Annotated in this window: 21 protein-coding genes; 8 read left to right on the forward strand and 13 right to left on the reverse strand. The window is 45.5% G+C overall.

Annotated features, from left to right (window positions below):
• Positions 1–149: 149 nt before the first annotated feature.
• From QMZ64_RS05870 to glpT, 4 genes are all read left to right on the forward strand, one after another.
• Positions 150–914 carry a DeoR/GlpR family DNA-binding transcription regulator gene (locus tag QMZ64_RS05870; RefSeq protein WP_025810534.1) on the forward strand — a complete coding sequence of 255 codons (765 nt, stop codon included), beginning with the start codon at positions 150–152 and terminating at the stop codon, positions 912–914.
• 83 nt (positions 915–997) lie between these two features.
• Positions 998–1,933: an aldo/keto reductase gene (locus tag QMZ64_RS05875; RefSeq protein ID WP_265625262.1), complete on the forward strand. Its 936-nt coding sequence runs from the start codon at positions 998–1,000 to the stop codon at positions 1,931–1,933.
• A gap of 255 nt (positions 1,934–2,188) precedes the next feature.
• Positions 2,189–3,082, forward strand: a complete 894-nt coding sequence (locus QMZ64_RS05880) for a glycerophosphodiester phosphodiesterase (RefSeq protein WP_265625261.1) — start codon at positions 2,189–2,191, stop codon at positions 3,080–3,082.
• A 22-nt stretch (positions 3,083–3,104) separates the two neighbouring features.
• Positions 3,105–4,463, forward strand: a complete 1,359-nt coding sequence (gene glpT, locus QMZ64_RS05885; protein WP_265625260.1) for a glycerol-3-phosphate transporter — start codon at positions 3,105–3,107, stop codon at positions 4,461–4,463.
• 51 nt (positions 4,464–4,514) lie between these two features.
• Here glpT and htpG read toward each other — a convergent pair whose 3' ends face one another.
• Complete coding sequence (gene htpG, locus QMZ64_RS05890) at positions 4,515–6,395, reverse strand: molecular chaperone HtpG (protein WP_265625259.1); 1,881 nt, start codon at positions 6,393–6,395, stop codon at positions 4,515–4,517.
• A gap of 429 nt (positions 6,396–6,824) precedes the next feature.
• On the opposite strand from htpG, the gene QMZ64_RS05895 reads away from it, so the two are divergent.
• Positions 6,825–8,363 (forward strand): ABC-F family ATP-binding cassette domain-containing protein, encoded by a 1,539-nt coding sequence (locus tag QMZ64_RS05895; RefSeq protein WP_265625258.1) that lies wholly within the window; start codon positions 6,825–6,827, stop codon positions 8,361–8,363.
• A gap of 34 nt (positions 8,364–8,397) precedes the next feature.
• On the opposite strand, the gene yidA is transcribed toward QMZ64_RS05895, so the two are convergent.
• The 4 genes from yidA to QMZ64_RS05915 form a co-directional block, all read right to left on the reverse strand.
• Complete coding sequence (yidA, locus tag QMZ64_RS05900; protein WP_265625257.1) at positions 8,398–9,210, reverse strand: sugar-phosphatase; 813 nt, start codon at positions 9,208–9,210, stop codon at positions 8,398–8,400.
• A 155-nt stretch (positions 9,211–9,365) separates the two neighbouring features.
• Positions 9,366–10,415, reverse strand: a complete 1,050-nt coding sequence (locus QMZ64_RS05905) for an iron-containing alcohol dehydrogenase family protein (protein WP_265625256.1) — start codon at positions 10,413–10,415, stop codon at positions 9,366–9,368.
• On the reverse strand, positions 10,415–11,065 hold the full coding sequence (locus tag QMZ64_RS05910; RefSeq protein WP_265625255.1) for an MtnX-like HAD-IB family phosphatase: 651 nt from the start codon (positions 11,063–11,065) through the stop codon (positions 10,415–10,417). The genes QMZ64_RS05905 and QMZ64_RS05910 overlap by 1 nt, the downstream gene beginning before the upstream one ends.
• A gap of 147 nt (positions 11,066–11,212) precedes the next feature.
• Positions 11,213–11,674 carry a DUF3052 domain-containing protein gene (locus QMZ64_RS05915; RefSeq protein ID WP_265625254.1) on the reverse strand — a complete coding sequence of 154 codons (462 nt, stop codon included), beginning with the start codon at positions 11,672–11,674 and terminating at the stop codon, positions 11,213–11,215.
• A gap of 173 nt (positions 11,675–11,847) precedes the next feature.
• Here QMZ64_RS05915 and QMZ64_RS05920 point away from each other — a divergent pair, with 173 nt between their 5' ends.
• The 3 genes from QMZ64_RS05920 (at position 11,848) to QMZ64_RS05930 (ending at position 13,793) form a co-directional block, all read left to right on the forward strand.
• Complete coding sequence (locus QMZ64_RS05920; protein ID WP_265625253.1) at positions 11,848–12,807, forward strand: iron-hydroxamate ABC transporter substrate-binding protein; 960 nt, start codon at positions 11,848–11,850, stop codon at positions 12,805–12,807.
• Between the two features lie 356 nt (positions 12,808–13,163).
• On the forward strand, positions 13,164–13,391 hold the full coding sequence (locus tag QMZ64_RS05925; protein ID WP_265625252.1) for a hypothetical protein: 228 nt from the start codon (positions 13,164–13,166) through the stop codon (positions 13,389–13,391).
• Between the two features lie 33 nt (positions 13,392–13,424).
• Entirely contained in the window at positions 13,425–13,793 is a 369-nt protein-coding gene (locus tag QMZ64_RS05930; RefSeq protein WP_265625251.1) for a VOC family protein, read from the forward strand.
• Between the two features lie 22 nt (positions 13,794–13,815).
• Here the strand turns inward: QMZ64_RS05930 and QMZ64_RS05935 are convergent, their stop codons facing one another.
• The 8 genes from QMZ64_RS05935 to QMZ64_RS05970 form a co-directional block, all read right to left on the reverse strand.
• Complete coding sequence (locus tag QMZ64_RS05935; RefSeq protein ID WP_065643494.1) at positions 13,816–13,968, reverse strand: FeoB-associated Cys-rich membrane protein; 153 nt, start codon at positions 13,966–13,968, stop codon at positions 13,816–13,818.
• 15 nt (positions 13,969–13,983) lie between these two features.
• Positions 13,984–15,996, reverse strand: a complete 2,013-nt coding sequence (gene feoB, locus QMZ64_RS05940) for a ferrous iron transport protein B (RefSeq protein ID WP_265625250.1) — start codon at positions 15,994–15,996, stop codon at positions 13,984–13,986.
• Complete coding sequence (locus QMZ64_RS05945) at positions 15,993–16,220, reverse strand: FeoA family protein (RefSeq protein ID WP_020453562.1); 228 nt, start codon at positions 16,218–16,220, stop codon at positions 15,993–15,995. The genes feoB and QMZ64_RS05945 overlap by 4 nt, the downstream gene beginning before the upstream one ends.
• 183 nt (positions 16,221–16,403) lie before the next feature.
• Entirely contained in the window at positions 16,404–17,492 is a 1,089-nt protein-coding gene (locus QMZ64_RS05950) for an acyltransferase family protein (RefSeq protein ID WP_265625249.1), read from the reverse strand.
• A gap of 146 nt (positions 17,493–17,638) precedes the next feature.
• A complete protein-coding gene (locus tag QMZ64_RS05955; RefSeq protein ID WP_265625248.1) occupies positions 17,639–19,525 on the reverse strand; it encodes an FtsX-like permease family protein in 1,887 nt (628 codons plus the stop codon).
• Complete coding sequence (locus tag QMZ64_RS05960) at positions 19,500–20,264, reverse strand: ABC transporter ATP-binding protein (RefSeq protein ID WP_075751744.1); 765 nt, start codon at positions 20,262–20,264, stop codon at positions 19,500–19,502. Before QMZ64_RS05960 ends, QMZ64_RS05955 begins: the two co-directional genes overlap by 26 nt.
• Positions 20,265–20,355: 91 nt before the next feature.
• Positions 20,356–21,363, reverse strand: coding sequence for a sensor histidine kinase (locus QMZ64_RS05965; protein WP_265625247.1), 1,008 nt, complete (start codon positions 21,361–21,363; stop codon positions 20,356–20,358).
• On the reverse strand, positions 21,360–22,067 hold the full coding sequence (locus QMZ64_RS05970; protein ID WP_065643488.1) for a response regulator transcription factor: 708 nt from the start codon (positions 22,065–22,067) through the stop codon (positions 21,360–21,362). Before QMZ64_RS05970 ends, QMZ64_RS05965 begins: the two co-directional genes overlap by 4 nt.
• Positions 22,068–22,085 lie beyond the last annotated feature (18 nt).

Here is a 22,085-nt window from a genome sequence, read left to right on the forward strand (position 1 = left end):
ATGATTTAGAAAAACATTGTATAATAAAAAGAAACAGGACAAATCTTGCAAAAAACAATCACCAATGTTATCATTTTTTAAGCAATTATTGGTTAACTTTTGGTTTATTATATATATTTAGCCAAATATACTAGAAGGAGATACTTGGTATGAAGTTAATGCGGATCAAAGAAATGGAAGAATATATTTTGACCAATGGCACCGTTTCGCTTGATGAGCTTTGCCAGGTCTTTAATGTTTCCAAAAACACGGTCAGACGCGACATTAACAAGCTGACCGAGAAAGGAGTCATAAAAAAAGTCTACGGCGGCGTAACGGCGATCGAAAAAACGGCCTTAATCCCATTTGAAAACAGAACCATTCAAAACAAAGATGCCAAGATGAAAATCGCGCACTACGCTTCACGCTTTATTGAAGACCATGACCTGATCTTTATCGATTCCGGCACAACGACTCAATCCATATTGGAAACTCTTGATCCAAATAAAAATGTAACCGTTTTAACGAACAGTCTCGACATTATCAACGCTGCTGCAGCGATGCAAAATATAAACTTGATCATCATCGGCAGCAACTACAAACGGAAAACGCAGTCTTTCGTCGGCATGGATGATCCGGGAACATTGGATAAATATAATATTAATAAAGCTTTCATGTCGGCAACAGGAGCAACACTTACCCATGGACTGACGAACTCCGATCTGCTTGAATATGAAATTAAAAAGAAAATATCCGAAAAAGCAAAACAAGTATACTTGCTGGCCGACCATTCCAAATTCGGGAAGTCGACCTTGCTGACGTACGCGCCGTTTGACAGATTGCACGCGATCGTCACATCTCAGGCGCTTGATGAGGAATATCACGAGTACTGTAAAGAGCGCAACATTGAAATCCATTTGGCAAAACATGTATAGTTGAAGTGGACACCCTTGACCGGCTGTTTCCAAGCGGCCGGCCAAGCTTATTTATCAACACATCATTTCAGGAGGGGAATCCAATGAAAAAAGTTAAAGTTGGCAAATCAGACTTGCACGTATTCCCGATCGGTTTGGGAACCAATGCCGTCGGAGGACATAACCTTTATCCGAATCTCAATGAAGAAACGGGAAAAGAATTGGTGCGGGAAGCGATCAGAAACGGCGTCACATTTTTAGATACCGCCTACATATACGGCATCGGCCGTTCCGAAGAATTAATCGGCGAAGTCCTCAAAGAATTCAACCGCGAGGATGTCGTGATTGCGACAAAAGCCGCCCATAAGAAAGAAGGCAACGATTTTGTCTTTGACAACTCCCCTGCATTTTTGAAAAAGTCCGTTGAAGAAAGCCTGAAGCGTCTGCAAACTGACTACATTGACCTTTTCTATATCCATTTCCCTGATGAGAACACGCCGAAAGACGAAGCGGTTCAAGCGCTCCATGAACTGAAGCAGGAAGGCAAAATCAGAGCGATCGGGGTATCCAACTTTTCACTTGAGCAGCTGAAAGAAGCGAACAAAGACGGATTGGTGGATGTGCTCCAAGGCGAATACAACCTGCTGAACAGGGAAGCTGAGACGACATTCTTCCCGTATACACAGGAGCATAACATCTCATTTGTTCCTTACTTCCCGCTCGTCTCCGGATTGCTCGCCGGAAAATACAGCGAAGATACAACGTTCCCGGAAGGCGACCTGAGAAGAGACATGGAAAACTTCCAAGGCGAACGCTTCAAAGAAAACATTAGAAAAGTGAACCAGCTTGCGCCGATCGCGGAAAAACACAATGTTGACATCGCCCATATCGTGTTGGCCTGGTACTTGGCACGACCTGAAATCGATGTATTGATCCCGGGCGCCAAACGCGCTGATCAGCTGATCGACAACCTCAAAACGGCAGAAGTCAATCTGTCTCAAGAGGACATAGATTTCATCGACCGGCTGTTCGCCCGCTAAATGATCAGGAAACCTATCTTAAAAGATAGGTTTCTTTATTTTTAAAATCATGTTGACAGCGCTTCCATATTTGGTATGATAGGAAAGAAGTTAATACAAGTGACGGAGAATGGGAGATTCACAATAAGACCCTCTTGTGCCAGGGGTTTTTTGTGGATCTCTCTTTTTATTCGTCACATAAGGGGGCGAATACAACCGGAATAAATGAACCGGCACCAACATTCAGCATAACGACTTGAAAGGGGAAATCATTTGATGAAAAAACTTGTCCGCAGTATCTTCTTTATAACGGCTGCAATCGCTGCCGCCGGTTTTGGACTCAGCGAGCATGCTGAGGCGGCAAGCCATTCCCAGCCGCAGCTCAATCCGAGTCAGCTATTAAATGTCGCGCACCGCGGCGCATCGGGTCATGCTCCCGAACATACGCTTTTGGCTTATAAGCTTGGGCAAAAAATGAAAGGCGATTACATAGAAATCGATCTTCAAATGACAAAAGACGGACATTTGGTCGCCATGCACGATGAGACATTGGATCGCACGACCAATGGTACGGGTTTTGTCAAAGACTATACGCTGAAAGAAATCAAACAGCTTGATGCAGGCTCCTGGTTTAACGAAGCATATCCTGAGCGGGCAAAACCGGAGTATGTTGGGCTGAAAGTGCCTACCCTTGAAGAAATCATCCAAACATTCGGGAGAAGCGTGCGCTACTATATCGAAACAAAATCACCGGAAGACTATGATCATATGGAAGAAAAGCTCCTGGACATTCTGAAGCAATATAAACTGGCCGGGGCAAACATTCATTCAAGCAAAGTCATCATTCAATCTTTTAGTCCTGAAAGCTTACAAATCATTCATAACGCTAATCCAAACATTCCGCTTGTGCAATTATTATGGTACGACAAACCGGCTGCCATTACTGACGCCGAATTAAAACAATATCAATCTTACAGCGTCGGACTCGGCATGAACTTTGACCGCATTGACCGGGCATACGTGCAAAAAATTCGAAGCACCGGCATGCTGGTCCATCCTTATACCGTGAATGAAAAAGAAGACATGAAGCGGCTCCTCGATTGGGGAGCGACCGGAATGTTCACCAACTTTCCGGACCGGCTGCGCGATGTATTGCGTGAAAAGAAGTAAATGAATAAAGAAGGGGTATACCATGTTAAAACTGTTTAAGCCAGCACCGCCGATTGAGCGGATGCCGGACGATCAAATTGATTCGGAATATAAGAAATTCAGACTGCAAGTTTTTCTCGGCATCTTCATCGGTTATGCGGCATACTATTTAATTCGCAAAAATTTCTCGCTTGCCATGCCTTATTTGATCGAAGAGGGATTTTCAAAGTCGGCGCTCGGCTTTGCCTTATCCGCTCTATCTATCTCTTACGGGCTGAGCAAGTTCGTGATGGCCACGATATCAGACCGGAGCAATCCGCGGATGTTCCTACCCGCCGGTTTGATCCTTTCCGCTGTCATCAGCTTGTTGATGGGGTTTGTTCCTTTCTTCACCTCATCGATCGCCATTATGTTTATCATGCTGTTCTTAAACGGCTGGTTCCAAGGCATGGGATGGCCGCCGTCAGGGCGCGTCCTTGTCCACTGGTTCAGCGTCAGCGAAAGGGGAAATAAAACAGCCATTTGGAATGTCGCCCACAATGTCGGCGGGGGACTGATGGCGCCGATTGCTGTTGCCGGCGTCGCCATCTTCTCAGGCATTACGGGATCTGCTACAGGCTATGAAGGCGTATTTATTTTGCCCGCCTTGGTCGCCATCGCCGTTGCTGCCATTTCTTACTGGCTGATCCGGGATACGCCGCAGTCTGTCGGACTGCCTCCAATCGAGGAATACCGCAACGATTATTCAAGCAAATCGAAGAAAGCATTTGAAACGGAATTATCAACGAAAGAAATCCTCTTCAAATATGTATTAAACAATAAATGGGTGTGGGCGATCGCACTTGCCAACATTTTTGTGTACTTCGTCCGCTACGGCGTCCTGGATTGGGCGCCAACCTATTTAAGCGAAGAAAAAGGCTTTGATATGAGCAAATCAAGTGTCGCTTATTTTCTGTATGAATGGGCGGGGATTCCGGGGACATTGCTTTGCGGCTGGATCTCTGACAAATGGTTTAAAGGGCGCCGCGGACCGGCAGGCTTTGTCTTTATGGTAGGTGTTTTGATCGCGGTGCTTGTGTACTGGTTCAATCCAGCCGGCAATCCGATGATCGACATGGCGTCATTGATCGCGATCGGATTCCTCATTTACGGTCCAGTCATGCTGATCGGTCTTCAGGCGCTTGACTTTGTTCCGAAAAAAGCGGCAGGCACGGCTGCAGGATTGACGGGTCTGTTCGGATACCTGGGCGGAACCTTGACGGCGAATGCGCTGATGGGTGTTATCGTCGATGCATCCGGCTGGAATGCGGGTTTTATGCTCTTAACGGCTTCATGTGCAATCGCAGCACTCATCTTTGCGATGACATGGAATGTGCGGGGACAGGAAGTTGTGAAGCATTAACATCAAAAAAAGATACATCTCACATGAAGCTGAGATGTATCTTTTTTATTTTTATGCCATCACTTTGCATATATCGTTCGTAAATTCGACGGGGTCTTCGATTGGCAAGCCTTCTATCAGCAGCGCCTGGTTGTACAGGATGCCGGTGTACAGCTTGAATTTATCTTTGTCGTTTTCAAAAGCATCCTGCAGTGTTTTGAAGACTTCGTGGTTTGTATTGATTTCCAATGCTTTATCAGCCTTTACGTGCTGATTGTCAGGCATTGCGTTTAAGATTTTCTCCATCTCGATGGTGACTTCTCCGTCAGCGGCAAGGCATACAGAGTGTGTCTTCAGCCGTTTTGACGCCCTTACGCTTTTCACTTTTCCATCAAGAGTCTTTTTCATCTCTTCAAAGAGGTCTTTGTATTGGCTGTCGGCCCCGTCTGCTTGGTTTTGCTCATCATCGTTTTCGATTCCGAGGTCGCCGCTGGATACCGACTTGAATTCTTTTTCTTGATAATTCGCCAGCATTTTGATGGCGAACTCATCGATATCCTCGGTGAAATAAAGGATTTCATACCCTTTTTCCGAAACCAGCTCGGTTTGAGGAAGCTTTTCAATTCGGTCATACGAGTCGCCTGACGCATAATAAATGTATGTTTGATCTTCAGGCATTCTGGATACATATTCATCAAGGGTGACCAGCTTTTTCTCTTTTGATGAATAGAAAAGCAGCAGATCTTTCAGCATATCTTTATGGGCTCCAAAATCATTGTATACCCCGAATTTAAGCTGTCTGCCAAATGATTGATAAAAAGACTCGTATTTTTCTCTATCATTTTTCAACAAGCTTTTCAGCTCATTCTTGATTTTTTTGCTGATGTTTTTGGCAATCAGCTTCAGCTGCCTGTCATGCTGGAGCATCTCCCTCGAAATGTTGAGCGATAAATCTTCTGAATCGACCATTCCTTTGACAAAGCTGAAGTGGTCAGGCAGCAGGTCTGGACACTTTTCCATGATCAGCACACCGTTCGAATACAGTTCAAGACCCTTCTCAAATTCCTTCGTGTAATAGTTGAACGGAATGTTTTCAGGAATGAATAAAATCGCATGGTATCTCACCGCGCCGTCCACGCTTGTATGGACGTGAGCGAGCGGCTTGTCGAAACCGTAACGCTTTTCCTTATAAAACGCCTCGTAATCTTCATCTTTCAGTTCGCTTTTGTTTTTTCGCCAAATCGGCACCATGCTGTTGACTGTCTGTTCTTCCTGAACTTCTTCAAATTCATTTTCAGCGTCTTCTTTCGGCTTGTTGACCGTGACATCCATCTTGATCGGATAGCGGATGAAATCAGAATATGTTTTGATGATCGCTTTTAAGCGATGGACATCCAAGTATTCATCATAGTTTTCATCGTCTGTATTCTCTTTCAGCTTCAAAATGACATCGGTTCCCGCTGATTCTTTCGCAGCCGGTACGATCGTATAGCCGTCGGCCCCTGCTGATTCCCATTGATACGCTTCATCGCTGCCATGGGCTTTTGTCATGACGGTGACGGTGTCCGCAACCATAAAAGCGGCGTAGAAACCGACGCCGAACTGGCCGATAATATCGTGCCCGTCTTTTAATTCGTTTTCTTGTTTAAACGCAAGCGAGCCGCTCTTGGCAATTGTTCCAAGATGTTCTTCAAGCTCTTCTTTCGTCATGCCGATCCCGGTGTCCGCAATCGTCAGCGTTCTGTTTTCTTTATCTGCGGAGATTTTTATGTAGTAATCATCCTTGTTAAACGTCAGTGAATCGTCTGTCAGCGCTTTGTAGTAGATTTTATCGATGGCATCGCTCGCATTGGATATCAGCTCCCTTAAAAAGACTTCCTTTTGGGAATAAATCGAGTTGATCATGATGTCCAGCAATCTTTTGGATTCTGCTTTGAATTCTTTTTTAGCCATCTGTCCCTCTCCTCTTTTGTTCATATGATATACATCTATCGTACGATTCTGTTCACAAATTAAATAACACACTGCCTGCACGATGTCAATTCATATGGCAGCGGTTTGACAACCGGCACTCCGCTTCATATAATGTGTTGTGAAGGTAAATTTGACCAAAACGAGGTGGAAAGGAATGAAAATCTTATCAACTGTTCTTAAAAGAGAATTGGCTTAAAGACGGGAGAAGTCTGCCCTTTTTTAGACAAGCCATCTCGGGAACAGTTTGATATGATTTGACATCCTTTCTTGCTGTATTTTAAACATGTAGCGGGTAAGGTGTAGTTTGCCTTACCCGTTTTTTTTGCCGGACAGGATAGCGAGGCTTCACGCTGTTCTCTTTTGATGGCTTGTTTTTTCAAAAAAATAAGCCTGAAGGAGAGAATCACCATGAGTATTGTTCATGTCACGAATCTGACCCATATATATGGAGACTGCATCATCTTTCAAGACGCCGGCTTCCGCCTGCTAAAAGGCGAACACGCCGGCCTTGTCGGTGCAAACGGCGCCGGAAAGTCGACATTGCTGCGGATGTTGACAGGCGGCCTTCTGCCCGATCACGGAAACATTGAATGGCAGCCAAACATTCGGGCCGGCTTTCTTGAACAGCATGCCAAGCTGACGGAAGGCACGACCATCCTTCAGTACATGGAGCAAGCGAACGACCGGCTGTTTGAAATCGAAAAGCAACTGAATGGGCTTGCCGAAAAAATGGCCGACGCCGGAGACAATCTGGAGGCCATTTTGAAAAGATACGGAGAGCTCCAATCCGAACTTGAAAACTCAGGATTTTACCAGATCGGAACGAAAATTGAGGATGCCGCTCAAGGCCTCGGCTTGACGGAAATCGGGCTTGATCAGGATGTCGCGGCTTTAAGCGGCGGGCAGCGTACGAAGCTCCTGCTGGCCAAACTGCTGCTTGAAGAACCTGATGTGCTGCTGTTGGATGAGCCGACCAACTATTTGGATGCGGCACATATTGAGTGGCTGACGGGGTATTTGAAAAACTATAAGCACGCCTTTCTCGTGATCTCACATGACGAACGCTTCTTAAATGAGATCACGACGGTGACCTTCCATCTTGAGCATCAAACGATCAAACGGTACTCCGGCAGCTATCAATATTTTCTGAAGGAATATGCGCAAAGCAGGGTACAGGCTGAAGCCGCATACGCAAAACAAAACAGGGAAATTAAAAAGCTAGAGGCGTTTATCGACCGGAACAGGGTCCGAAAGGCGAAGCAGGCCAAAAGCAGGGAGAAAGCATTAAGCAAAATCAAGCGAATCGAAAAACCGACAGATTCCTATGTCCCCAGCTTTGCATTTAAAACGGGGCGAAATCCGGCGATGACCGTACTCAAAACGGAAAATCTTGAGGCGGGCTACACCGTTCCATTATTTAAGCCTCTTTCTCTGACCGTAAAACGGGGCGATAAAATCGCCATTATCGGAGAAAACGGCGCCGGAAAATCGACGCTCATTAAAACGCTGCTCGGTGATCTCAAGCCGCTAAGCGGCACCGTCACAACAGGACAGCATTTACAGGCGGCCTATTTCAGGCAGGAAAGTCCGGTTTCTCATTATACACCGCTTGAAAAATTGCGGGCGTTCTTTCCTGATCTATCGGAAAAAGACATCAGGCAGACGCTCGCGATTTCCGGTTTGACGCCAAAGCATATCAGCCAGCCCCTTGCTACCCTCAGCGGCGGTGAACAGGCAAAGGTCCGGCTGGCGGAACTGATGCTTTCAAACAGCAATCTGCTTGTTCTTGATGAACCGACCAACCATCTTGACACATCGGCAAAGCGTGCGTTAAAGCAAGCGCTCTGCGACTACAAGGGAACGATTTTGCTCGTTTCCCATGAACCGTCTTTTTATGAAGACTGGGTGACTCATATCTGGCAGATTGAAGCATGGCGCCGCAAATAGGTAAAAGCCGGCCTTTCGAAAGGCCGGCATTTTTTTATTTGGACAATACAAGATCATGAATGGCGTGGGCAACGCCGTTTTCGTTATTCGTACGCGTTTCATAATCGGCCGAAGCTTTTACCTCAGGGATCGCATTCCCCATGGCGACTCCGCATCCCGCCCATTCGATCATCGACATGTCGTTTCCGTTGTCTCCAATACAAATCACTTCTTCTTGTGCGATGCCTAATATGTCGGCAAGCTGCTGAACGGCATTTCCTTTACTTGCCGCAGGGTGAAGAATTTCATAAAAGAACGGCGAGCTTTTCACCATTGTATAACGTTCCTTGACGTCTTCCGGTATTGCGGCGATCGTCCGGTCCAGCTTTTCCGGTTCATCAATGTACATCGCCTTTGGCGCGAGAAGGTCCTTCGGGATTTCTTCGATCGTCCGGAACCGGAGCGGCACTTTGGTGACGTATGATTCGTAAACGGTATATGGACTGATTTCCCGGTTTGGCGTATACAAATAAGCAGAATCGAAAAAGTGCATCGGCGTATCAAGCTTTTGGCTGAGCTCATATAACGATTTCACATCATCATAGCCCAGTGTCAGCTCTGACACGACTTCCTGAGTGTGCGTATTTTGAACGAGCGCTCCGTTATAGGCGATGACATAATCGCCGTCTTCATTTAGATTCAGTTCTTCCAGATAGCGGCTTACACCGCCGAGGGGACGGCCAGTGCAAAGAACGATTTTGACGCCTTGCTTTTTTGCAGCATGCAGGGCATTCCGTACTTCCTCTGTTACTTCATGAAGATCATTCAACAATGTTCCATCCATATCTATCGCGATTAGTTTGTACATTTTACACTCTCCCTGATCAGAATCGAGCCCTAACGTCGTACTTATGACCCATACCTTCTTTATTGTATCACAGCTTTTCCCCGTCATTTTCGTCTGATGCCCACGGAAAAAACGCCTTACAGCAAATAAGGCGTTTTTCGGGCCGCTTGGCCTGCTTAAAATATTTCCTGCAGAATCGGATCTTCATTAAGGATGCGAAGCGCTTTTTCGCGATAGCCGGCTTCATGCAAGTACGTATAGCGGTTGGGCTTGACAGTGTGCGACAAATTGATCGCTTCGCGAAACTCATCTTTGTTTAGACTCAGCGTTTTCACATATTGAAAAAAGCCTGTTCTCGTAAACACCTTTTCAATCCGCTCAGCCCGATGATCCTGTACATGAGCCATGATGTAGGTGGCTACCCCGACTTGAATGCCGTGCATCTGCGGTTTTTCCGCAATTTTGTCCAACGCATGGGAAATCAGGTGCTCAGAACCGCTGATCGGCGCGCTGTTTCCGCTGATTTCCGTGGCGATGCCGCCCATCGTCAAAGAACTGACAAGCTCTTTTAAAAAGATCGGCTGTTTAATATCCTGCATCGGCGTACGGACAAAGCTGTTGACCGCTTTTTTGCTGAGCATCGACGCAAACGCATTGACATCGCTGACCCCGTGCCGCTCTTCAAACTCCCAATCATAAAGAGCCGTAATATTGGACATCAGATCGCCGATCCCCGCCAAAATAAAGTGCTCCGGCGCTTTTTGAATGATACTCAAATCAGCTATGATTCCGTACGGTACCCTTGCCGGCACGGTTGTTTTTTTCCCCTCGACCTGAAGCGAGCAATTGCTGCTTGCAAACCCGTCATTGGATGCCGACGTCGGAATGCTGATGAACGGGGTCCGCTTGGAAAAGGCGATGTATTTTCCGCAATCGACAACATACCCGCCGCCCATGGCAATGATGACATCGTAATTCCCGATTGAAAATGCCTGCTTCAAAAGCTCCTGTATGTCCAGGTTGGACGGCAGCAAAACAGCTTCTACTTTGACATGTTGAAAGGCGGCTTTTAATGAATGCTCATACTGCTGATAGGAAAAATCGTCAAAAAACATGATCGCCTTATCAAACTGATGCTTTCTCAATATCTCATCCAACCGGCCAAGCACGCCTGCACTAATGTCCAAAACCGCGGGGATGGCTATGCTGGTAACCTGGCGCGGCATTAGACGATCCGCCCTTTTTCTTTAAGATACTGTTCAATGTCTTCAAATGTTTCAACGGCTACAAACGGCACCCCCTGCTGACGCAGCAAATCCTGGAGCGCATCCTTTGCAAACGTTACATTCGCAAATTTAGCCGGGTGCGAATCCGGTTCACTGTCGCCTGCAAAATAAATCGTCTCGTACTCTTCTTTCAGCTTTTGAATGACCTTTGATTTATCAATCCCATAGCGCTCAGAGTAATGCCAATGATTCTCATCAATGTCCATATGGACATTGTCTTCTTTAAAAAAGCCTTTATTTGAAAAGACCTCAACGTCTGTAATCCCGTATTTCTTTAAAATATAATGAATGTAATAATCCGTGCCGGCGCTTAAAATGTAGAAATCGCCGCCGTTTTTCTGGACATGCTGAATGAAGTCTGGCACATATTCATCAATCGGTATGGAATGAATGTCATCAATGATTTTTTGCTCGCTTTGATGAATTGAAGCAAAAACGGTTCCCAAAAATTCGATATCTTTTAATTCTCCGGCCTTCCACTTCTTGAACAATTCACGGCCTTCCGGAAAATATTTGTCAATGACCATCCAGTAAAAATCCTGTTTGGAAATCGTCCCGTCAAAGTCTGATACAAATGCCCATTTCTTCAAGCTGCATACCTCTTTTCTATGGTATTTTAAAAGATTAGATTCATTATACAAAAAGTTTGTGAAACATTGAACATAATATTATTTCTTTTTTGTGTACTTTCGTTCACAAGCTGAATATTCTGCCTCTCTGAAAAGAGGCATATATGATCATTCTTGATCTGTACGCTGTTTACCTTTTTCCGTCACGGCAAATTTGCGCTTCATCGTTTTAATGTTTTCCGCCTTGCGAAATCTGAGCGCGGACCAGTCTTCATCTATTGCAATTTGCCGAACCGGTTCATAGCCCTGATCCGCAAGCAGCCCGGCTACTGTGTCGCGGCTGCAGTCCGATCCTTTGTAGACTTTCGATGATTTTTTCGGGTAACAAAGCCAAAACAGGCCGTCTTCCGCCAGATGACGCTCAGCCTCCTTGGCTAAAGCCTGCAACTTTGCGTTGGTTGTTGCGAATACCTGAACAAAATCGTACCGGTCAGCTTCGGCCTGATGATCGACATGGCCTTGAAATTCAGCCATGATGCCGCTGTATGCCTCAGGCGGATTCATTATCAGTACAGGCTGTCCATTATCCTTGAACTGCAGTTTTTTGATCACCGGGTTCGTTTCTGCCATACCTCATCAATCCTTTTTCTGTTTATAGTAACAAATTAACCAAAACAGCACGAATCATACTTAGCAAAAAAAGTGATAGACGAAAGAGGGATTCATTTGCTATATTTACATTGATAATGCGAATCATTATCACTTAGATAATTTCATATGCTTTATATCAACAGGAGGGTCAAGTGAAAAAGAACTTATTGATAATCGGTTTAGTTATGCTGTTGTGTATCGTGGTCAGCGCCTGCGGAAGCGGCAATGCGTCAAACGGCAACAAAGAAAAAACGGCTGAAGAAACGACAAGAACATATCAATCAACGCGTGGAAAAGTAGACATTCCAACACATCCAAAGCGCATCGTCACAGACTTTTATGCCGGTGAACTGTTCACGGTCGGCGCCAATGTCGTCGGCTCCGGCTCGTGGTCTTTCTCCAATCCGTTTTTAAAAGACCGCATGAAAGATGTGACAGATTTAGGCGACCCAATTAATGTGGAAAAAGTCATGAAACTGAAGCCTGATTTAATTGTTGTCATGAACGATGAAAATTACGACAAACTGTCCAAAATCGCACCGACCGTTGTGATTCCTTATAATACGGCGAAAAATGTTCAGGAAACCGTTAAGATGTTTGGCGACATTGCAGGAGCTAAAGAAGAAGCTGAACAATTCCTAGCCGATTTCGAACAGAAATCGAAATCAGCAAGGAAAAAAATCGCTCAAGTCATCGACAAAAATGCTACTTTCGGTATTTATGAAAACACGGAAAAAGGCCAATTCTGGGTGTTCAATGACAACGGCGGCCGCGGGGGCCAGGCCGTGTACAACGCCCTCGGCTTAAAAGCGCCTGAAAAGATTCAAAAGGACATCTTCAAAAAAGGCGACATCAAAGAACTATCCTTGGAAGTCGTACCTGAATATGCCGCCGACTACATGTTTGTAACAGACTATAACCCGAACGGCGACAGCAAGACGCTGGACAAGCTCAAGCAGTCTTCCATTTGGAAAAACCTTGACGCCGTCAAACACAACCGTGTCTTTATCAACGACTTTAACACGTTCTATCCATATGATCCGATCTCTGTCAGCAAACAGGTTGATTTGATTACGGAAATGCTGGTGAAGCGTGAGAAAGAGAATAAGTAAAAAAGCTGGAATTTCCAGCTTTTTTTACTGCTTTCTTTCTTGTATGCTTGAAATCTTAAAAGCAAATTGAAAGATAAAAAAGAAAGGAATGTAGAAAAGAAAAAACATCAATATTTGAAATAATAACCCTTCTAAAGTAAATGGATAAGAAATGTCATGAAACAAAAAAGATAATCCCATCCAAACGACAAAGGCAAACAATGCGGCTTTAAAGCCAAGTCCCCTCTTTTTTCTCAACAGACCTTTGCTCACAAGCCTAATAGAATAATAGCCGCTGCCAATGAAAAAAAGAACGATCAGTAACAGATTGCTCGGTATCTCATATGAGGTCGTGATAAAGATGGAAATAAAGATGAGTGAAAGAAGAAGCACAAACCCTTCATATCCAACTTTTCTTTCCTGCTCAGCCTTTTGATTTTCACTCATTACGTTCGCCTCCTATCTACCGTTTTCCATTTAAACCAACAGAAGTCATATTAACAATAAACATCCATGAAAACAATGATTTAATCCGCATGCCGCCGCTGTTTCACGTGAAACAAAAAACACAGCAAAAAATAGATATTTTGAAACCAATTGTGTAAAATGAAATAATGACAAAAAAGGGAGAGATAACGATGGGAATTGAAAAGGTTGGACAAATCGGGGTGCCAGTTCAAGACCTGGAGCGGGCTGCGGCATTTTATCAGGATGTATTAGGCCTGTCCCTTTTATTTCAGACAGATCGTATGGCTTTCTTTGAGTGCGGCGGGCTGCGGCTTCTTCTCAGTCTCCCGGAAAAAGATGAATTTGCTCATGCAAGCTCCGTCATCTATTTTCAAGTTGAAGATTTGCCGGCAGTATATAACGAAATCGCAACAAAAGGCGTTTCTTTTCCAATTGAGCCGCATGTGGCGGCGAAAATCGAGCAAACGGAAACCTGGATGGCCTTCTTTAAAGATACCGAAGGAAATACCCTCGCTTTGATGAGCGAAGTGCAAGTCTAAAAGACAAAAACAGCTGAGCACCTCAGCTGTTTTTCACATCATCACAAGCCGACTGACACGTACGATTTAATTCACAGGCGGCGCATTTTCCTTTCCGGCTTCGTTTGACAAATTTTATAAGCGTCCATGCCGCGTAACCGAAGATGAGCGCTCCGATCGTGATATTAAACAGCATGCTGTCACATCCTTCCTATGATAACCCAAGCAATCGTCCGCCCTGATAAATCAAGAACGCGATCACATATGCAATGGCCAGTCCGTAAACAATGGACAGGAACATCCACTTTTTCGAGTTTGTTTCTTTTTTAATCACCGCGACTGTCGCGAGGCATGGTACGTATAAAAGAACGAACGCCATAAATCCGTATGCGGCCAGCGGTGTAAATTGCTCAGCCATCATGCCTTGCAGCTGGGCTTCGGGTACGAAATAGATGATACTCATCGAAGCAACGACAACTTCCTTCGCGAGAAAACCGGTTAATAGTGATGCCGCTGCCTGCCATGTGCCGAACCCCAGCGGCATCAACAACGGTGCGAGCGCTCCGCCGATCATCGCTAAAAAGCTGTCATCCATCGCAACGCCCGTTCCGCCGGGCCCTGTATACGATAAAAGCCAAATGAGGACAGATCCGCCAAAAATGTAAGTCCCGGCTTTGCGGACGAAACCTTTGCCCTTTTCCCATGTTGCCCGCCACAATGTACGCGCTTGAGGCAAACGATACGGCGGCAGTTCAATCACGAAAAACGACTTTTCTTCTTTGAGCTTGGACGAGGATAAAAACTTCGCCAGCACCAGCGCTGCGGCAATGCCCAGCACATACAAAGATAGGACGACAAAAGCCTGATGAGCCGCGAAAAAAGCCCCTGCAAACAAAGCATAAACCGGCAGTCTTGCAGAACAGGACATAAATGGCGTCAACATAATCGTCAAGAGTCTTTCCTTAGGCTGCTCTACAGTTCGCGCAGCCATGACGCCCGGAACATTGCAGCCGAAGCCGATGATCAGCGGAATAAAGGCTTTACCGTTTAAACCGATCGCCTCCATCAGACGGTCCATCACCATGGCCACACGCGCCATGTATCCGGAATCCTCAAGCACCGAAATGAAGAAAAACAGAATAAAAATCTGCGGGACGAAAACGAGCACACCGCCGACACCGGCAATGATCCCATCGAGAATGAGCGCCTCGATAAACGGGCTGGCTCCCATTGCCGACAGCGCCGAAGCCGTCCATTCCGTCAGCGGTCCGCCGATGAAACCGTCAAATGCATCAGACAATGGAACACCAAGCCAATCAAACGTCAGCATGAACATGAGATACATGAACAACAAAAAAATCGGGATGCCAAGCACCTGATGCGTGACAATCTGATCCACGCGTTCAGTCAGCGTCTGTTTTCGGTCTGACTGATATTCAACAGAGGATGACATAATGCGGTCAATCCATCGTTCTCTCTCATTGTAAATATGCTGATGCAGCGATTTTGCGGATTGTTCCTGAAGAAGGCGTTTTTCTGTCTCCTCGTATATTTCCTTTAACCGTTCGCTGTCGGCCGCGTCTTCCAGCTGCTCTTTCATTTTCGAGTTGCCTTCCAAATATTGAAGAGCCATCCACCGTTTTAAAACGCCGGGACGTTCCGGTATGATCGACTCGATCCGGCCAATCGCTTCTTCTACCGCGCTTCCGTAATTGATGACGAGCGGCTTCGTCCTCTTTTCTTTTTCAAGAAGCAAATGCCGGCTCAGTTCATCACACCCTTTGCCGCTGCGGGCAATCACAGGAATCACCGGAACACCTAGCGCTGCAGACATTTTTTGATGATCAATGAAGACGCCGCGCTGTCCTGCGACATCGATCATATTTAAACCGATTGTGAGCGGATGACCAAATTCGAGGAGCTGCACAGTTAAGTGCAAATTCCGCTTTAACTGGGATGCATCGACAATATTCAAAATGTCTGAAAATGATTCATTGAGCAGGAAGTCAGTGACGACCCCTTCATCGCGGGACAGCGGACTCAATGTATAAACGCCGGGGAGATCGACCATCATTCCTTGTTTATGGCGGAGCAGTCCGACCTTTTTCTCAACGGTCACCCCGCTCCAGTTGCCGATATACTCATAGGAGCCTGTCAGCGCGTTAAACAATGACGTCTTCCCCGTATTCGGATTTCCGAAAAGGGCAATCTGCCTGCTGTTCATAGCTTTTCAATCCTGATCTTTTTTGCTTCTTCAAGCCGTATGCCGAGGCACTGTCCGCCTGACTCAAACATGAACGGACCGCCAAACGGCAATTTCCGCTGCACGCAAATTTCAGCTTCTTCTTTCATCCCGAGCTGTATAAGTCTGCGCTGAACAAGTTCATTCACTTCTGAAAAATCTATGATTCTTGCTCTCTCTTTTTGTTTTAATTCGGCTAAAACCATCGTTGAGGCCTCCACATTCTGAAAATGATAATCGTTATCATAATATGATTATAGGTAATAAGCCCCCTTCCATTTAAAAAAAGATGTGTCAAAACCGGAACATTTTTGCGAGAATATAAAAAAGCGAAAAGCTTCGGCGGCGCAATCTGCCCTTCTGGCTTTTCGCTCTATCAAGCTAAGTCGTTAACCGGCATGATGGCTCACTTTTTGCTCGATTCTCCTCTTTTTCGGGACATAAATTTTGCCGACAAACATATAGCCGTACTTCAATTTATTGACGGCCCAGGATATGAAAACCGCAACGCCTGTAGAGATGAAAAACAAAAGCAAAACAGCCGAAACCGTACCGATGCTTTCAAAGCTCGTTAAAATGACCAATCCGAAAATCAGGATAAAAGCGTGCAATAAATAAATAGAAAAAGAATAGTTGCTGACCATCATGATCAGCTTCGGCACCGACTTCAGTTTTGAAAACAGGTGAAAGCATAAGAAAATGATGCTTGTCGAATAAAGCAGGATATCCGGACGCTTTGACGTCACCCCGATGTCTTGTCCCAAATAGGAAACCGCTACAATGAAACATCCGGTCACAGCAGCCGCTGCATATACCGCATGCCTGTATCGTTCCAGCAATGCCAAAAAGCGCTCGTAATTTTTGCCGCAATAATAGGCCAAACAAAAATAAAAGAGCCAGCCGGGAAACGGCACCCATGAAAAAGGAAACGGCGCCTCTTCCTGTACTACCGGAGGTTGAATGAACGTGAAATAGCTCAAATAAGCCGCTGTGACCACAAAAGAAAGCGAAAGCACCCATTTAGGCGACGCCTTTTGTAAAAATGAATGGAAGCACATGTGCAGCAAGTAAAATTGAAAGATGACGAGGATGAAGTAACCGATGAAATTCCCCAAGAAAATATTCGCCAACAGTTTTTTAATAATGACCGATGCATGAAATTGCTGCAACATCAGACCCGCGGTCATAAAAGCATCCAAAACAGCGATAAATAGAAAAGGGATGAAAATCGTTTTAAACCGCTTTTTTAAAAACCCTTCCGGAACGCCGCCAGGGTAAGCATGCGCGAGCAAAAATTCGGAAATAAAAATAAACGCAGGCGTACTGAACATCAGAAGCGTCCTGAAAGATTCAACAACCCGGAAAACCGTATCTCCAAGCATGTCCGCCCGCACCATGAGCACCATCGATATCGCATGAAGCAAAACAACGCTTAAGCAGGAAATAAAGCGAATAACAAATATTTCTTTTACCTGCAAATCGATCACTCCTCTTTCAAATTTGAAATAATATCAAATTAACATAATCAACCAAATGAAGAAAGAGGCAAAATACATAGGTATGTTTATCCCAAATTTTCCGGCTGCAAGTATAAAAAAAGATTAGACACGTAGTCTAATCTTTTTTAAATCGCCGCTTTTATCTGTTTTGTATAGTAGAAGCGGACAATGAAGTAATATATAACCTGGATGGCGAAGAACACGCCGAGCACCATTGCAGATTCCTTGAAGAGGTTGTACTGAAAGGCATGCGATAAAGCGGTCAGCGCCACAGCTCCATGGACAAGGGCAACAGCGATAGGCGCGAAGAACAGAATGCCGATCTGCCTGTTCAGCACTTTATGCAGTTCCCGGCCTGTTAAGCCCATTTTGGCAATCGATTTGAATTTCTGCTTATCATCGTCCAAATCAGTGTACAAGCGGAAATAGAGAAAGCTTCCTGCTGAAACGAAGAAGACGATTCCGATAAACAGTCCAACAAATAATACCGGGCCATACCCTTTGCTTATATCATATACCTCATAATCTACAGCCGCGAAATAAATCCGATCCAGTTTCTTTTGCAGAACCTCCCCGGCTTTCACTAAAGCCATGCCGTCAGATTCTTTTGCCTGCCAGGCATAAAACCGGTTTTCGCTTTTCGGTTTTTTCAACTGTGCGAAATCTTTGTCTGTCACAATATAATAACTGTTTTCAGATAACGCTTTTGAACGGACCGTTTTGTCAGCCTGCAGCTTTTGTCCAGTTGCAAGAGGGATTGACGAAGGGAGCGGCTGGTCGTCTTCTCCCTCGAGACCGATCTTGACATCATACTCGGCAGCTGCGGCTTTCCCTTCTTCAAGCTTGACGTGGTCGGCCCCGACCAGATCGGCAAACTTGTTATAGTCAGATTCTTTCACAATCAGCATGTCATTGCCGTCGACATCGAAATATTGAAGGACAGCTGAAGCTTTATCTGTTTTGATATTTCGTTCATTCAGCGTGTCATTGATGAAAGCCACGTCTTTTTCGGTGTCTTTGTTTGTTTTCGGCGGTTTATACGAGAACGTATACGGGTTCATATCTTTAATTCCGTTTGTCAGCAAAGTTTGGAAACCGTACAGCGTCCCGATGGCGCTGAACGCGACAGTAGAGATAATGGCCACCATAAAAAACGTCCGCGCATTGTCTTTCATCCTGTAAGACAGATCAGAAAACAAAATCATATTCGTTTTCCGCCAAAACAGGCTTTCCCGTTTTTTAAGTCTGCGGATCACATAAACACTCAGCTGCGTAAACAGCAGATATGTGCCGATAATGACAACAATCGTCACCGGCACCATCGCCGCAAGAACGCCTATTCCTTTGACAATCAAAGCGGTGTAGTACCCTCCGGCAAGCAGCACAGCTGCAATGAGCGTAAGTAAGGCAGATGCTTTCGGCTCCCCTTTGGAGATTTTGTTTCCTTTTAACAGAACAATCAGTTTTTCGCTCCTGAGCACAAATGACACAAGAAAAGAAATAAATAAGAACAGGCCGTTAAAAGAAATAAATGTCACAATCATCGCCATCAACGGAAAATAAAAATCGAGCTTATTATCAATAATCAGCACATTTTCCGCTGTAAGCAATATCAATTTGGCGAAGACAAGCCCGAGCACAATCCCGCCGATTGTCGCAAAAAAGCCAATCAGCATATTTTCAAGAAATACCATCATGCGAATTTGGCGCATGGACATCCCCTGGATCATTAAAACGCCGAATTCCTTTTTTCTCGATTGAAGAAATGAACTCATTGAGTACAGCACAAAGAAGAAAGAAAAGACGAAAATAATGCCGCCGGAGACTAACAGGCCAACGGAAGCGTGCTGCCCGATGCCGGAGGTCAAAGAATCACTGGTCATCACCGGGTGGAAAGCAAAGATCGCGAATGCGAAAAAAACCATCACCGTAAACATGCTGCTGAGAAAATAAGCGGCATACAGCCTTTTGTTGCGAATGACGTTGTTAAACGCGAACTGACGAAAGGTCATTTGCATCCCCTCCCAACAAGGACAGTGTATCGAGAATCTTTTGGAAAAACGCTTGGCGGTTATCGCCGCGGTTGATCTCCGAATACAGTTTTCCGTCCTTAATAAAGACGACCCGGTTGCAATAGCTTGCCGCCTGAGGGTCATGCGTGACAAGCATCATGGTCGCTTTTTCGTTGCGGTTGATCGACTCAAGCATTTCCATCACATCTTTGGATGACTTTGAATCAAGATTGCCCGTCGGCTCATCGGCAAGCAAAAGCTTCGGTGAGTGAATCATCGCTCTCGCTACAGCGGCACGCTGAGCCTGGCCGCCCGATATTTCATATGTGCGTTTTTTCATAATGGTGGTAATCCCGAGCTTTTCGGCTAAATCGTTTGCCCTCCGCTTCATTTCCTTGACCTTTTCGCCGTCAAGCGTCAAAGGCAGTACAATATTTTCTTCAACCGTTAATGTCGGCAGAAGATTAAAGTCCTGAAACACAAATCCAAGCTCTCTGCGGCGAAATTTCGCCAATTTTTCTTTTTTGAGAACATGCGGGTTTTGGCCGCTGATCAATATTTCGCCCGTCGTCGGTTCATCGATCGTTGCAATCATATTTAATAGGGTCGTTTTTCCGCTTCCGGACGGCCCCATGATGCCGACGAATTCACCTTTATCAATTGTTAGGTTAATATCTGTTAACGCGCGGTACGCAATTTTTCCTTCGTAAATCTTACTGGCTTGTTTGACCTGAAGCATCATAAGATCTCCTTTCACCTTCAACTTTTGATCTGTGATCAGTTTACCTGAATCTCTTGTTGAAGAACTATCGATTCTTCTTTCACTTTCATTACATCGATGTAAGGTTTTGCGTAGCCGTGAAAATCAGCCGGATTGTCGTGCCCTTCCCTTCTTGCGATTCAAGTTCGATCCGGTGGCCGAGCTGGTCAGCCGCGGCTTTTGCCAAGTAAAGACCCATTCCGGTCGATTCTCTGAAACGGCGTCCGTTTTCTCCTGTGAAAAACGGGTCGAATACCCGCTTTTGATCTGTATCCGGGATGCCGGCGCCGAAATCTGTCACTTCCAATACCGCTTCCGAATCGTTTTCACCAATAGAAATCATAACCGTATTGCTTTTTCCCGCCGAATATTTGACCGCATTGTTGACAAATTGGGAAATGATGAAAAACAGCCACTTTTCATCTGTTTCGACGGTGATGCCTTTTTTGACTTCCTTGAACTTAGGATAAACTTGACTGCGAATATAGAAACGCTTGTTTTCACGATTGACCTCGTGAACGATATCCGCCAATGCGACCGGTTTTATACGGAAATCCTGCTCGATCGTCCGCAGTCTGGCCATATAGAGAATCGTATTGAGGCCCGTTTTCATCCGTTCGGTCTCCTCGCGGATGCTTGATGATTCCGGTTCATCCAAATTTTGAGCCGTCAGTTCGATGACCGACAGCGGCGTCTTCATTTGGTGCACCCATTGATCCATGAAGGTCAAATGCTCTTTTTGTCCAAGCTCCAGCTTCTTTAATTCTTGACGGTATTGCCTGTACTGGCTTTTCAGCAGCTGTTCAAGCGCTTCTGACAGAGGGGATTGGGGCTGATTCGATTGCCTGAAGGTGTCATCCAATGATTCCAGCCCGCTCGTCATCCGTTTGTAAAACTTCCGGCGCGTATAGTAGTGGTAGAAAAGATAGCAGCCAAGAAAGAAAAAGCCGAGAAAAACGGCATAAAAAGCTGGCCTGATGTGCTGATACCCATCAAGCCAGTACACCGAAAGCATTGTGATAAACTGCAGCACTTGCACAGCAATCAACAAATAGTGTTCTTTGAAAAAAAGCTTCATTCCTCTCCCGCCTTCACCCAGGATACATTTAAGCGGTAGCCCGCGCCCCGCACTGTTTCCACCGCATCTTCAATACCGAGCTCCTGAAACTTTTTTCTGACGCGTGTAATGTTGACATTAAGCGTGTTTTCATCCACATAGGCCTGATCATCCCACAGTTTGGCCAGCAAATCTTCGCGGCCGGAAATCCTCGGATGGCGTTCCATTAAGCTTTCGATAATATCGGCTTCTTTTTTCGTCAAAGCAGCCGTTTGACCGCCGAATGTCAGTTCAAGTCTTTCCGGATACAGCCGCAGTCCTTCTTTTTCAAGAAGCCGTTCCTCTGCCTTTGCCGCATACTCCCCGTAAGCCCGGCGAAGCTGGCTGCGTATTTTTGCCATGACGATCTCGGCGTGAAACGGCTTGGTGATAAAGTCATCCCCGCCGTTTTCCAATGCCATGACCTGATCCATTTCGCCCGTCCGTGCCGAAATAAACAAGACAGGGCAAATCGATTCCTGGCGGATTTGCCGGCACCAGTAATAGCCGTCAAAGCTTGGCAAATTAATATCAAGCAGAACAAGATCAGGCGCCGTGCTTCTGAACTCATCGATGACACGGTCAAAGTCTTTCACTACATGAACGTTGTATCCGTATTTGACAATATGCGATTTTAACAAATCGGCAATCTTCGGGTCGTCTTCTACAATCATCACTTTTTGCATCTCGGTCTCTCCTTTTGT

This window comes from Bacillus sp. LB7, assembly GCF_030449715.1.
Classification (GTDB): domain Bacteria; phylum Bacillota; class Bacilli; order Bacillales; family Bacillaceae; genus Bacillus; species Bacillus paralicheniformis.

Bases quoted from the DNA above. Each gene is read 5' to 3' on its own strand.
- QMZ64_RS05870 (WP_025810534.1), top strand. From the start codon at position 150: ATGAAGTTAATGCGGATCAAAGAAATGGAAGAATATATTTTGACCAAT.
- QMZ64_RS05875 (WP_265625262.1), top strand. From the start codon at position 998: ATGAAAAAAGTTAAAGTTGGCAAATCAGACTTGCACGTATTCCCGATC.
- QMZ64_RS05880 (WP_265625261.1), top strand. From the start codon at position 2,189: ATGAAAAAACTTGTCCGCAGTATCTTCTTTATAACGGCTGCAATCGCT.
- glpT (WP_265625260.1), top strand. From the start codon at position 3,105: ATGTTAAAACTGTTTAAGCCAGCACCGCCGATTGAGCGGATGCCGGAC.
- htpG (WP_265625259.1), bottom strand. From the start codon at position 6,395: ATGGCTAAAAAAGAATTCAAAGCAGAATCCAAAAGATTGCTGGACATC.
- QMZ64_RS05895 (WP_265625258.1), top strand. From the start codon at position 6,825: ATGAGTATTGTTCATGTCACGAATCTGACCCATATATATGGAGACTGC.
- yidA (WP_265625257.1), bottom strand. From the start codon at position 9,210: ATGTACAAACTAATCGCGATAGATATGGATGGAACATTGTTGAATGAT.
- QMZ64_RS05905 (WP_265625256.1), bottom strand. From the start codon at position 10,415: ATGCCGCGCCAGGTTACCAGCATAGCCATCCCCGCGGTTTTGGACATT.
- QMZ64_RS05915 (WP_265625254.1), bottom strand. From the start codon at position 11,674: ATGGCAGAAACGAACCCGGTGATCAAAAAACTGCAGTTCAAGGATAAT.
- QMZ64_RS05930 (WP_265625251.1), top strand. From the start codon at position 13,425: ATGGGAATTGAAAAGGTTGGACAAATCGGGGTGCCAGTTCAAGACCTG.
- QMZ64_RS05935 (WP_065643494.1), bottom strand. From the start codon at position 13,968: ATGCTGTTTAATATCACGATCGGAGCGCTCATCTTCGGTTACGCGGCA.
- feoB (WP_265625250.1), bottom strand. From the start codon at position 15,996: ATGAACAGCAGGCAGATTGCCCTTTTCGGAAATCCGAATACGGGGAAG.
- QMZ64_RS05945 (WP_020453562.1), bottom strand. From the start codon at position 16,220: ATGGTTTTAGCCGAATTAAAACAAAAAGAGAGAGCAAGAATCATAGAT.
- QMZ64_RS05955 (WP_265625248.1), bottom strand. From the start codon at position 19,525: ATGACCTTTCGTCAGTTCGCGTTTAACAACGTCATTCGCAACAAAAGG.
- QMZ64_RS05960 (WP_075751744.1), bottom strand. From the start codon at position 20,264: ATGCTTCAGGTCAAACAAGCCAGTAAGATTTACGAAGGAAAAATTGCG.
- QMZ64_RS05965 (WP_265625247.1), bottom strand. From the start codon at position 21,363: ATGAAGCTTTTTTTCAAAGAACACTATTTGTTGATTGCTGTGCAAGTG.
- QMZ64_RS05970 (WP_065643488.1), bottom strand. From the start codon at position 22,067: ATGCAAAAAGTGATGATTGTAGAAGACGACCCGAAGATTGCCGATTTG.